Here is a 12,387-nt window from a genome sequence, read left to right on the forward strand (position 1 = left end):
GGATGAAGGCTCGTCATGCTGGTGACTCCCACGGTCGACGTCTCATAACGGGACCCGCAGTCCGATCGGCGCGGGTGCTCGATAGGCGTTCGCGATGCCGGTGCGGTGCGGTTCGAGTCCGAGGACGCCCAAGACGAAGTCGCGCACCAGCCGGTGCCAGTCAGCGGCACGTCTGGCCATCGCGTGCCCCTCTCCGTGGACGTCGAAACGCGCGACGTCGTCGGTGACCACGACGGCCCGCGTGGCGAGCAGGAAGGACTGCCTCGGATCGGTCAGCTGATCTCGGTCGCCGTGGGCGATCAGCACCTGGCGACCGCGTAGCTGCGCCACCGGCTCGCCCTGCTCAGCCCACGGCGCCAGGGCGCCCACCCCGAGCACGGCGGGGTCGTCGGCGATCCGCAGCGCGACCCGACCGCCCATCGAGTGACCGACCAGGACGACGCGGGCGCCGGGGTGGCGGGCGTGGATCTCGGCGAGGGCCCACCGCGCATCGGACACCGGATCGAGATCCGGGGCGTTCCAGCCGCGCACCCGGTAACCGAGCAGCCATACGGCGACGCCCCGGTCTCGCAGGACACGGTGCAGGACGCGGGCGAAGGGGATCATCCGCAGGTAGGCGAGCTGAGTTCGCCGTGCGGGGCGGTAGCTGTCGGCGCGACCGCCGTGCAGCAGCAGGACGACCGCGCGCACCGGGCGGTCCGGGGTCGGACGCCAGACGGCGACCCGAGGCGAGGTGCCTGCGAAGAACCTCGTCGATCCCGTCATCCGGCCTCCCACCCGTCCCGCCGATCACGGCCTGCCCGGTGTCGGGCAGGCCGGTGGTGGTTCGCACCGCGCCGCGGGTTCGGATCGAGGTTGCGACGGGGATCACAGTGCGACGGACCCGCGTCGGAGAGGTTCTGGGACTCGGGACAGATCCCGGTCGCCGACGAGGCGCGGTCGTCGGGGGCTCGGCGGCGGATGACACGGCGACGTCCCCGCCGCTGATGCGAGGGCGACGGGGACGCAGAAGGTGGAGCAGGAGGGCACACCCGCACACGCAGGCGCCCGCCAGGGTGACCTGACGGGCGCCTTCAGTGCGAGCTGCGGGGGGCGGTCGGTTCTTACTGGACCGAGATGCCCCGCGCGGCGAGCCACGGCTGCGGGTCGATCTTCTGTCCGTTGACGTGCACCTCGAAGTGCAGGTGCGGGCCGGTGGACTGACCACGGTTGCCCATGGTGGCGATCTGCTCGCCTGCGGCGACCTGCTGGCCGACGCTCACGGAGTAGGTGTCGATGTGACCGTAGACCGTGATGGTGCCGTCGTCGGCCTGGACCCGGACCCACTGACCGAAGCCGCTGGCCGTGCCCGCGCTGATGACGGTGCCGCTGGTGGCCGACACGATCGGCGTGCCGATCGAGTTGGCGATGTCGATGCCATAGTGCGTGGTGCCCCAGCGTGCCCCGAAGCCCGAGGTGAAGGTGCCCTCGGTCGGCTTGACGAAGTCGGCAGTGGCCTGGGCGGGAGCGGCCTCTTCCTCGGCGGCGGCCTCGGCAGCGGCCTCTTCCTCGGCGGCGGCGGCCTGCTCCTCAGCAGCGGCAGCCTCAGCAGCGGCAGCCTCAGCAGCGGCAGCCTCAGCGGCGGCCTGCTCCTCAGCGGCAGCGGCCTCTTCCTCGACGGCGGCGGCCTCGGCGGCGGCGCGCTCTTCCGCTGCGACGCGGTCGGCCTCCACCTTGGCGGCGCGGACCAGCTTGCTCAGCTCCAGGGTGGGGTTCACGTCATGGAAGATCGGGAGCACCGACGGGGTGATCCTCGGCAGCTGACGCTGCTCGCTCAACTCGGCCAGCGTCGCGGCGTGCTGCTCGGCGGCGCTGGACTTCTCGCCCTGCTCGGCGCTGGCGCCCGCGAGCAGCGGCTGTCCGCCCAGCAGGAACGCACCCGCCAGTGCGGAGGCGATGACGGCCTTGCCCGTGCCTCGGCGGCCGGGGGCGGCGCGGTGGGCGCCTCGGGCGGACTCGGAGGTCGTGCGGTGTTCCGTGGGCGCCGAGGTGCTGAGCTGCCCGGCCTTTCTGTGGTGTCGGGGCATTTCGAGCCTTTCCTGCGTCTCGGGGACGGCACGGCCACGCATCTGCCGGTGGGGGAAGTCCGACAGGTGCTGTCCACTCCGACAGGCACCTCGTGTTGTTCTTGTGACCGAACCGTGACGAACAAGCCAGACCGTAATCGGCCGTCACCGAGAGCTTCAACCAGGTGTGACCCAGCACCCAATTGGCGGATATCAACTAGAGGAATTATCTACAAAGAGTCACAACCGCAGGTCGAGATGGTGGACAGATCCCCGAGACCTCGGAGCAATTGGGCCTGATCCACAAAAGGAGCGACCAGCGAGCGGCGGCGCTCGCAGCCGGGGGCCACGGCCTCGCCGCGGTCACCCGCGCCCGCTCAGCATGCTTTGCCGCGCAGATATCGCCGGGAGGGAGGCTGATCGAATAGCGTGAATCGCACAAGCCCGTGCAGCCTGCATCGGGCGACTGCCTCACCGGGAGCGATCATGCAGCCGTGGCCGGGTACCGCCTATCCGCTGGGCGCGTCCTACGACGGTGCCGGCACCAACTTCGCCATCTTCTCCGAGGTGGCCGACAAGGTGGAGCTGTGTCTCTTCGACGAGGACGACAAGGAGACCCGCATCGCGTTGTACGAGGTCGACGGCTTCGTGCACCACTGCTATCTCCCCGGCATCGGCCCCGGTCAGCGGTACGGCTACCGCATCAGCGGGCCGTACGATCCCGCCGCAGGCCTGCGCTGCAACCCGAACAAGCTGCTCATCGACCCCTACGCCAAGGCCGTGGAGGGGACGCTGGACTGGCACGAGTCGCTCTTCGGCTACCACTTCGACGACGGCGATCGGCGTAACGACCTCGACTCGGCCGCCTACCTGCCGAAGTCGGTGGTCATCAACCCCTTCTTCGACTGGGGGATGGACCGCTATCCCAAGACGCCCTACAACGAGACGGTCATCTACGAGGCTCATGTCCGGGGCCTGACCATCTCCCACCCGGAGATCCCGGCCGAGCTGCGCGGGACCTATGCCGGGCTCGCCCACCCGGTGATGATCGACCACCTCACCCGGCTGGGGATCACGGCCGTGGAACTGATGCCGGTGCATCACTTCGTGGTCGATCACCACCTCGTGCAGCGGGGGCTGACCAACTACTGGGGTTACAACACGCTCGGCTTCCTGGCTCCGCACAGCGGCTACGCCTCGGCGGGCGGGCGAGGAGCCCAGGTGCCGGAGTTCAAGGCGATGGTCCGCTCCCTGCACGACGCGGGCATCGAGGTCATCCTCGACGTCGTCTACAACCACACCGCCGAGGGCAATCACCTCGGGCCGACGCTGTCCATGCGAGGCATCGACAACGCCGCCTACTACCGGCTGATGGAGGACGATCCGCAGTACTACCGGGACTACACCGGCACCGGAAACTCGCTGAACGTCCGGAGCCCTCACACCTTGCAGCTCATCATGGACTCGCTGCGCTACTGGGTGGAGGAGATGCACGTCGACGGCTTCCGTTTCGACCTCGCGTCGACGCTGGCCAGGGAGTTCTACGACGTGGACCGGCTCAGCTCCTTCTTCGACCTCGTCCAGCAGGACCCGTTGATCAGCCAGGTCAAGCTGATCGCAGAACCGTGGGACGTCGGGCCCGGCGGCTATCAGGTCGGCAACTTCCCGCCGTTGTGGACCGAGTGGAACGGCAAGTACCGAGACACGGTGCGTGACTTCTGGCGCGGGGAGCCCGGCACGCTCGGCGAGTTCGCCTCCCGGTTCACCGGCTCCAGCGACCTCTACCAGGACGACGGACGCAGGCCGTATGCCTCGATCAACTTCGTCACCGCGCACGACGGCTTCACCCTCAACGACCTCGTCGCCTACAACTCCAAGCACAACGAGGCCAACGGCGAGGACGGCCACGACGGCGAGAGCGACAACCGCTCGTGGAACTGCGGGGCAGAGGGCCCGATCGGCGATCCGGCGATCAACGAGCTGCGGGCGCGGCAGCGCCGCAACTTCCTCGCCACCATGCTGTTGTCCCAGGGAACCCCGATGCTGCTGCACGGCGACGAGCTCGGTCGGACCCAACGCGGCAACAACAACGCCTACTGCCAGGACAACGACGTGTCCTGGGTCGACTGGTCACTGGCCGACGTCCACGAGAACCTCATCGGGTTCGTGTCGGCGTTGAACCGCCTGCGCCGCAATCATCCGGTGTTCCGCAGGCGCAAGTTCTTCGCGGGCCGACCCATCCGCAAGGGCGACGAGCTGCGGGACATCGCCTGGTTCACCCCGTCGGGGGACGAGATGACCGAACACGACTGGGACGTGCCCTTCGGCAGAGCGGTGACGGTGTTCCTCAACGGCGACGGCATCCCCGACCGAGACCGGCGCGGCGAGCCGGTCACCGACGACTCGTTCCTGCTGTGCTTCAACGCCCACGGGGAGGACCTGGAGATCACCCTGCCCGGCTCGGACTACGGCATCGAGTGGACCGTCGTGGTCGACACCGCCACCGGGGAGGTCTTCGGCACGGCGGCGGACACGGTCAGCGGCGCGATGGCAGGCTCGGTTCCGACGAGGGTCCGTTCGATCCTCGCCGGGGGCGTGCTCACCGTCCCGGCCCGATCCCTGATCGTGATGCAGCGTACGGAGGAGAACACGTGACGGTCCCGACCTCGACCTATCGGCTCCAGCTCGGGCCGGACCAGACCTTCGACCAGGCACGGGCGCTCGTCGACTACCTGCGCGACCTCGGGGTCGGCGCCCTGTACGTCTCCCCCGTACTGACGGCCGCTCCAGGCTCGACGCACGGCTACGACATGGTCGATCCGACGCAGGCCGCCGCCGTCCTGGGCGGCGAGTCCGCCCGACACGCCCTCGCCGAGCGGCTGCGGGCTCGCGGCCTCGGCCTGGTGGTCGACGTCGTGCCCAATCACATGGGCGTGGCCGTGCCCTCGGCGAACCCCTGGTGGTGGGAGGTGCTGCGCGAGGGTCGGGCTGCCGTGCACGCCGACTACTTCGACATCGACTTCTCGCGGGGCCCGATCCTGCTGCCGGTGCTCGCCGACGACGGCGACGGCGGAGCGGCGGCGCTCGCGGACCTGCGGGTGGTCGACGGGGTGCTGCGCTATCACGAACACGAGTTCCCCCTGGCCGAGGGCTCCGCCGAGACGCCCGACGCCGCGACGCCTGCCGAGGCGGCCGCAGTGGTGCACGCACGACAGCACTATCGGCTCGTCTCCTGGCGACGCGGCGGCGCGGAGCTGACCTACCGGCGGTTCTTCGACATCAGCACGCTGGCGGCGATCCGGGTGGAGGACCCGACCGTGTTCGCCGCCACCCACGGTGAGCTGCTGCGGTGGGTGGAGGAGGGCGAGGTCACCGGCCTGCGTATCGACCATCCCGACGGGCTGGCCGATCCTGGCGAGTATCTACGCAGGCTGCGCGAGGCGGCCCCGGACGCCTGGCTGGTGGTGGAGAAGATCCTGGCCCCCGGCGAGGCGCTGCCCGCCTCCTGGCCGGTCGACGGCACCACCGGTTACGAGGCGTTGCGGGAGGTGTGCGGGCTCTTCGTCGACCCGGCGGGCGAGGCGCCGCTGACCGCACTGGCCCAGGAGCTGTCGGCGCCGGAGTCGGCGGCGGCCTGCGCCGACCCGCACGGCACCGAGTCGGCCTGCAAGCACTTCGCGGCCGCCGAGGTGCTGGGCGCGGAACTGGACCGCATCGCGGGGCTGGTCACCGCGCTGCCCGCAGGCCCCGACCGCGAGACCGCCCGGCTGGCGACGGCGGAGCTGCTGCGGTCGTTCCCCGTCTATCGCAGCTATCTGCCGGAGGGGCGGGAGGCACTGGACCAGGCGGTGGCCACCGCACACGGCCATCGCCCCGAAGTGCGCGGCGTGATCGACGCGATCGCCGCCGAGATGGTGGCCCGGCCACACGGCGAGCTGGCGATCCGTGTGCAGCAGACCTCGGGCATGGTGACGGCCAAGGGCGTGGAGGACACCGCCTTCTACCGGTTCAACCGCTTCGTGGCACTCAACGAGGTGGGCGGGGACCCGGCGCGCTTCGGGGTCTCGCCTGCCGAGTTCCATGCCGCCGCCCAGGGCAGGGCGGCGGGGCTGCCCTCGATGATGACCTCGCTGTCCACCCACGACACCAAGCGCTCCGAGGACGTCCGGGCGCGGTTGGCCGTGTTGTCGGAACTGCCGTCGGAGTTCGCCGAGGCGCTGCGGCGCTGGACCGCTCGTCATCCGCTGCCGGAGGCGAGCCTGAATCTGCTGGGCTGGCAGTGTCTCCTCGGCGCCTGGCCGATCACCGAGGACCGACTGCGCGACTACCTGGCCAAGGCGGCCAAGGAGGCCAAGCTCGGCACGAGCTGGACGGCGCCGGACCCCGACTTCGACGCGGCCGTCGCCGCCTGGCCCGCCTCGGTGCTCGGCGACGAGCAGACCGCCGCCGAGGTCGCGGCCTTCGCCGACCGCATCACCCGGCCGGGCTGGTCGAACTCGCTGGGGCAGAAGCTGGTCCAGACGGCGGGACCCGGCGTGCCGGACGTGTACCAGGGCACGGAGCTGTGGGACCTCTCCCTGGTCGACCCGGACAACCGGCGACCGGTCGACTTCGGGGCCCGTCGAAGCCTGTTGAGCCGCCTGGACCAGGGCACCCTGCCCGAGATCGATCACTCCGGGGCCGCGAAGCTGCTGGTGACCTCGCGGGTGCTGCGGCTGCGCCGCGACGAGCCTGCGCTGTTCACCGGCTATCGGCCGCTCACCTCGGACGGACCGGCCGCCCGGCACGCCGTCGCCTTCGCCAGGGGCGGCAGGCACGCCGAACTCGTCGCGGTGGCCACCCGACTCCCCGTCGCGCTGGCGAAGTCCGGCGGCTGGCGGGACACGATCCTGGCCATGCCCGACGGCCGGGCCTCCTGGATCGACGTGATCAGCGGCGACCGGGTCGACACCGCGACGCCGCTGCTGGGCGACGTCCTCTCCCGGTATCCGGTGGCGCTGCTGCGGCGAGACTGAGGGAGGCATGGGGCGGCTTCGGCGCCGTCGACGGCGCTAGCCGAACACCACCACCAGGCACGCCGACAGGAACCCGAGCTGCATCAGCGTGCGCGGCAGCAGCGGCGTCGCGGGCCTGCCTGCGAACACCACCTCACGCCGGGCGCGGAGACGTCGGCCGGGAAACATCACGACCAGCAGCACCGCGGGCCCGGCCGCCGCCCAGCGCGCCGTCGGCGACCACAGCAGGCCGGGCACGGCGAGAAGCTCCAGCACGCCGGTCGCCGTCGCCAGGAGTGCGGGGCGGGGCAGGCTCGGCGGCACCATCGCGATCATGCTCGCGCGGCGCGGCTCGACGAAGTGCGCGAGGCCGGTCAGCAGCACCATCGCCGCCAGCCCGAGCCGCAAGGCGGCGGGCCGTTCGTCGAGGGCCTCGACGCCGAACAGGCCCGCCGTCCTCCCGAGCAGGGTCGCCGCGATCAGCATGATCAGCGGAGCCATCGACTCTCCTCTCCTCGGGAGCCGTCCGACACCCCACCGGCGGTAACACTGTTACAGAACAGTGTTTCTCCTCGGTGGCTGGGCAACGACGCACCATCGACGCCAAGATGATCCACATGGCGGACTTCGCGGTCTGGGCACCGCAGCGGCAGACGGTCACCCTGCACACCGAGGATGCCGAGCATCCGATGCGGCGCACCGACGGCGGCTGGTGGCTGGCGTCGCTCCCCGAGGCCGGGCACGGCACCGCCTACGGATTCCGGCTCGACGACGAACAGCCGCTGCCCGACCCCCGTTCGCGCTGGCAGCCCGACGGCGTGCACGGCCTGTCGCGGGTCTACGACCACGGTCGATTCGACTGGCAGGCCGAGGGCTGGACGGGACGGCCACTGCCGGGCGGAGTGGTCTACGAGCTGCACATCGGCACCTTCACCGAGGCGGGGACCTTCGATGCCGCCGTCGAACGCCTCGATCACCTCGTGGCGCTGGGCATCGACTTCGTCGAGGTGCTGCCGGTCAACTCCTTCGACGGGCCCGCAGGGTGGGGGTACGACGGAGTCGCCTGGTCGGCGGTCCAGGAGAGTTATGGCGGCCCGGACGGCTTCAAGCGCTTCGTCGACGCGTGCCATGAGCGAGGACTCGCCGTGCTGCTCGACGTCGTCTACAACCATCTCGGCCCGTCGGGGGCCTATCTCGATCGCTTCGGCCCCTACTTCGCGGGCAGCACGGTGTGGGGACCGTCGGTCAATCTCGACGGCGCCGACTCCGACGAGGTCCGCAACCTGATCATCGACAACGCGCTGGGCTGGCTGCGCGACTTCCAGGTGGACGGTCTCCGACTGGACGCGGTGCATGCCCTGCGTGACCAGCGGGCGATCCACCTGCTGGAGGAGCTGTCCGTCGCCGTCGAGGGGTTGTCGGCCCATCTGGGCAGGCCGCTGACGCTGATCGCCGAGTCGGACCTCAACGACCCTCGGCTGATCACGCCTCGCGAGGCGGGCGGCCACGGACTGCACGCCCAGTGGGACGACGACCTCCACCACTGCCTGCATGCCGCGCTGACCGGCGAACGCCAGGGCTACTACGCGGACTTCGGCTCGCTGCGGGCCCTGGCCGACACGCTGCGCGGCGTCTTCTTCCACGCAGGCACGAGGTCCTCGTTCCGAGGACGCGACCACGGCAGGCCGGTGGACACCCACCGCGTGCCCGCACATCGATTCCTCATCTACCTCCAGAACCACGACCAGATCGGCAACCGCGCCGCAGGCGATCGGATCTCGGCGAGCCTCTCCCCCGGCCTGCTGGCCTGCGGTGCCGCGCTGGTGCTGTGCACGCCCTACACGCCGATGCTGTTCATGGGTGAGGAATGGGGCGCGGGCACGCCGTGGCAGTTCTTCGCCTCGTTCCCCGACCCGGCACTGGCCGAGGCGGTGCGCACCGGGCGCCGCGCGGAGTTCGGCGCCCACGGCTGGGACGAGGCCGACGTGCCTGATCCGCTCGACCCCGCCACCGTCACCCGGTCGACGCTGGACTGGTCGGAGCCCACGCGTGCCGGGCATCGCGAACTGCTCGACGTCTACCGGCGGCTGATCGCACTCCGCCGTGCCCACCCCGAACTGACCGATCCCCGGCTGGACCGCTTCGGCGTCGACGTCGACGAGGCGGCCCGCTGGATCATGCTCCGGCGGGGAGACCTGCGGCTGGTCTGCAATCTCTCGGACACGGCCCGACGGATTCCCTCGGGCGGCCAGATCGAGGAGGTCCTGACCGCCGTCCCCCCACTCGGGCCGCAGCAGGCCGCCGAGACCGCGGACCATCTCGACCTCGGGCCCGAGTCCTTCGCCCTGCTTCGCGTCGCCCGGCGACAGGCCTGACGACGACAGGACTGACGACGACAGCCGCTCGGCGGCCGACCGAGCAGCGGGATCGCCGAGGTCGCCGGGCCTGCGGGCCTGCTCCTCAAGCGGTGTCCGCCGTCGTCACCCGACCCCCGGCTGCCGACCACGGGATCAGGGCGAGCAGGACTCGGTCAGTTCACCACCAGCGGCAGGCCGAACATCGAGAGCAGGCCCGCCTCCGGCAGCTCCGCAGGCATCGGGGCGCGCACCGGGCCGCCCTGGGTGCCGCGCTTCGCCGCCTCGTCGTCCAGGACGAAGTTCGGCCAGAGCTCCTCGGTGTCGTAATAGCGGTGGAAGACCGGCGTCAGCGAGCCCGACAGCGGCGGCACGATCCAACTCCAGTCCGCCGGGCAGCTGCGGCCTGCCTTCTCCTCCCGGCTCACGTGGGTCAGGAAGCGCTCGGACTCGGTGTGGTGGTCGGTGATCGTCGCCTCGGCCTTGGCGAAGGAGTGCAGCACCGCCCGGTTCAGCTCCACGAGCGCACGGTCCTTCCACAGCGTCTGCTCGCTGGAGGTGTCCAGCCCCATTCGCCGCGCCACCTCCGGCAGCATCGCGTAGCGGTCGTGGTCGGCGAGGTTGCGCGCCCCGATCTCGGTGCCCATGTACCAGCCGTTGAAGGGGGCGGCCGAATACGAGACGCCGCCGATCACCAGGCTCATGTTCGAGATGGCGGGCACCGTGTGCCAACGCAGTCCCAGCTCGGCGAACCACGGCAGCTCCGGATGGCGCAGCTCCACCTCGTGCACCACGGACCGGGGCAGCTCGAACCAGCGGGTGCCCTCCTCCGGGCTGTCGATCACCAGCGGCAGGACGTCGAACGCGCCCGGCTGCGCGGGCGGCTGCCAGCCGAGGGCCTGCACGGCCTCGGTGAAGTCCAGATATCGGGGATCGCCGAGCACCCCGCCGTCCTCGGTCCGATAGCCCGCGTAGCGGATGAGCTGCTCGTTCCAGATCCTCGGCCCCGGCCGGTCCGGCGCGTCGGCCGCGAACACGCTGATCGTGGGACGCACCCGCCCGTTGTTGGTGGCGGAGCGAAGGTGGTCGACACACCGTTCGGCGACGGCGGCGGAGCCCCGCACGGCCCGGAAGTCCCGCACGCGCAGGCTCTTCCAGTACAGCCTGCCGATGCAGCGCGCGCTGTTGCGCCAGGCGACCCTGGCACCGAAGACGAGTTCCGCCGTCGTGTGCACATAGGTACCGGTGGCCTCGATCTCGGCGCGAATCCAGCGTCGCCGCGACTGGAGTGCCCCGGCCATGTCGTGTTCCTTCTCGAACAGATCGAGGAACTCCTCGGCCTGAGCAAGGACGTCCGGCTGCTCCGGGCGCTGCGGGGCGGGCTGCTGATGCCAGACCTGGGGATCGGCGACGGGACAACCCTCGCCGGAGGACACTCTGCCGGGGGAAAGAGTCACGGGGCAACAACCTAGTGCCACCGGGCCGCGACGGGTAGCCACTCCGACGATGATGTGATCTTCCTCGGACGACGGGACGAGCCGCGTCGGCGGTCGCCCACGACGCACCACAGTGCCGCCCCTGCCGCGTCGGCGGCCGCGCGGGGGGCGGGAACGGACGCCGACGGGGCTCGGTGCGAGGCCGAGGCCCCGTCAGCAGCGCCTGCTCCTCGGTCTGCCTGGTACGGGCTCCTTGAGTGCTGCCGCGTCCGGTCGACCCGTTCGCGATTCGCCGCCTGCTCCTCGAATCCATGGCTGAACCCGATCAATGCCGCCAGGCGGTCGGTCTCCATCGCGAGGAGCGTTGACGCCCGTGCTCGACGGTGTCGGCCGCGAGCCCCGCCGGGTCGCGAGCGGCGCTCACCCCCGGCGGCGACCGCGATCACCCGCCGACAGCGGCGGCGACGAACTCCGTGACGGCGGCGGTGTCGGCGTTGCCGCCGACGTCCCCGGTGCGGGTGGCGGCATCGGCGAGGCTTCGCTCGATGGCGCCCATCAGGTCCGAGGCGGCCTCGGCGTGCCCGAGCTGCTCCAGCATCAGCACCACGGACCACAGGGCGCCCACCGGATTGGCGATGCCGCGCCCGGCGATGTCGGGTGCCGAGCCGTGCACCGGCTCGAACATCGAGGGATGCTCGCCGCTCGGATTGAGGTTGGCGCTGGCCGCCAGCCCGATGGAGCCCGTCGCGGCGGCGGTCAGGTCGCTGAGGACGTCGCCGAACAGATTGGAGGCGACGATCACGTCCAGCGAGCTCGGCGCGAGCACCACTTTCGCGGCCAGGGCGTCGATGTGCTCACTGCGCCAGCTGACCTCGGGGAAGGCCTCGGCGCGGGAGCGCACCACCTCGTCCCAGAACGGCATGGTGTGCACGATGCCGTTCGACTTGGTCGCCGAGACCAGCCTGCCGCTGCGAGCGCGGGCGGCGGTGAAGGCGTAGTCCGCCACTCTGGTGATGCCCTGGCGGGTGAAGATCGCCTCCTGGACGGCGGCCTCCTCGGCAAGGCCCTGATTGAACCGGCCGCCGATCTGGGAGTACTCGCCCTCGGTGTTCTCCCGGACCACCAGGATGTCGATGTCGCCCGGTCCCACCCCGGACAACGGCGAGGGGACGCCCGCGAAGGTGCGGGCGGGCCGGTGATTGACGAACTGGTGGAAGGCGCGACGGATGGGGATCAGCAGGCCCCACAGCGAGACGTGGTCGGCCACGCCGGGCCAGCCGACGGCGCCGAGCAGGATCGCGTCGAAGCCTCGGAGGGTGTCGATGCCGTCCTCCGGCATCATCTCTCGAGTCTCCGCGAAACGGGCGCAGGACCAGTCGAACTCCTGAAAGGCGAGATCGAGGCCGTGCCGGGCGGCCACCGCGTCCAACACGGTCCGAGCCGCGCTGGTCACCTCGACTCCGATGCCGTCGCCGGGGATCACCGCAATGCGTTGCGTCATCTCGCTGGACCTTCCCGAGGGGGTGGGACGCCGGTCAGCGTCTCATCCCCTCGGGGG

General features: G+C 70.9%; 8 protein-coding genes. 3 read left to right on the forward strand and 5 right to left on the reverse strand.

Going from position 1 to position 12,387, the window contains the following annotated elements; all coding sequences use genetic code 11:
* Positions 1–42: 42 nt before the first annotated feature.
* Both UA74_RS21290 and UA74_RS21295 read right to left on the reverse strand, forming a co-directional pair.
* Complete coding sequence (locus UA74_RS21290) at positions 43–765, reverse strand: alpha/beta hydrolase (protein ID WP_075744060.1); 723 nt, start codon at positions 763–765, stop codon at positions 43–45.
* A 338-nt stretch (positions 766–1,103) separates the two neighbouring features.
* Positions 1,104–1,925 (reverse strand): peptidoglycan DD-metalloendopeptidase family protein, encoded by an 822-nt coding sequence (locus tag UA74_RS21295; RefSeq protein ID WP_075766276.1) that lies wholly within the window; start codon positions 1,923–1,925, stop codon positions 1,104–1,106.
* Between the two features lie 606 nt (positions 1,926–2,531).
* On the opposite strand from UA74_RS21295, the gene glgX reads away from it, so the two are divergent.
* Together glgX and treY are read left to right on the forward strand one after the other, a co-directional pair.
* Positions 2,532–4,700: a glycogen debranching protein GlgX gene (gene glgX / locus UA74_RS21300; RefSeq protein WP_075741839.1), complete on the forward strand. Its 2,169-nt coding sequence runs from the start codon at positions 2,532–2,534 to the stop codon at positions 4,698–4,700.
* A complete protein-coding gene (gene treY, locus UA74_RS21305; RefSeq protein ID WP_075741840.1) occupies positions 4,697–7,060 on the forward strand; it encodes a malto-oligosyltrehalose synthase in 2,364 nt (787 codons plus the stop codon). The genes glgX and treY overlap by 4 nt, the downstream gene beginning before the upstream one ends.
* Before the next feature lie 36 nt (positions 7,061–7,096).
* On the opposite strand, the gene UA74_RS21310 is transcribed toward treY, so the two are convergent.
* Positions 7,097–7,540 carry a DoxX family protein gene (locus tag UA74_RS21310; RefSeq protein ID WP_075741841.1) on the reverse strand — a complete coding sequence of 148 codons (444 nt, stop codon included), beginning with the start codon at positions 7,538–7,540 and terminating at the stop codon, positions 7,097–7,099.
* A gap of 116 nt (positions 7,541–7,656) precedes the next feature.
* Between UA74_RS21310 and treZ the strand changes: the two genes are divergently transcribed.
* Positions 7,657–9,414: a malto-oligosyltrehalose trehalohydrolase gene (treZ, locus tag UA74_RS21315; protein WP_075744062.1), complete on the forward strand. Its 1,758-nt coding sequence runs from the start codon at positions 7,657–7,659 to the stop codon at positions 9,412–9,414.
* Between the two features lie 155 nt (positions 9,415–9,569).
* On the opposite strand, the gene UA74_RS21320 is transcribed toward treZ, so the two are convergent.
* Both UA74_RS21320 and UA74_RS21325 read right to left on the reverse strand, forming a co-directional pair.
* Positions 9,570–10,850, reverse strand: coding sequence for a nitric oxide synthase oxygenase (locus tag UA74_RS21320; RefSeq protein WP_083683451.1), 1,281 nt, complete (start codon positions 10,848–10,850; stop codon positions 9,570–9,572).
* Positions 10,851–11,271: 421 nt separating this feature from the next.
* A complete protein-coding gene (locus tag UA74_RS21325) occupies positions 11,272–12,330 on the reverse strand; it encodes a tartrate dehydrogenase (protein ID WP_075741843.1) in 1,059 nt (352 codons plus the stop codon).
* Between the last annotated feature and the right edge of the window lie 57 nt (positions 12,331–12,387).

This window comes from Actinoalloteichus fjordicus, assembly GCF_001941625.1.
GTDB classification, from domain to species: domain Bacteria; phylum Actinomycetota; class Actinomycetes; order Mycobacteriales; family Pseudonocardiaceae; genus Actinoalloteichus_A; species Actinoalloteichus_A fjordicus.

Coding starts and splice junctions, on each gene's coding strand:
- UA74_RS21290 (WP_075744060.1), bottom strand. CDS start 765: ATGACGGGATCGACGAGGTTCTTCGCAGGCACCTCGCCTCGGGTCGCC.
- glgX (WP_075741839.1), top strand. CDS start 2,532: ATGCAGCCGTGGCCGGGTACCGCCTATCCGCTGGGCGCGTCCTACGAC.
- UA74_RS21310 (WP_075741841.1), bottom strand. CDS start 7,540: ATGGCTCCGCTGATCATGCTGATCGCGGCGACCCTGCTCGGGAGGACG.
- treZ (WP_075744062.1), top strand. CDS start 7,657: ATGGCGGACTTCGCGGTCTGGGCACCGCAGCGGCAGACGGTCACCCTG.
- UA74_RS21325 (WP_075741843.1), bottom strand. CDS start 12,330: ATGACGCAACGCATTGCGGTGATCCCCGGCGACGGCATCGGAGTCGAG.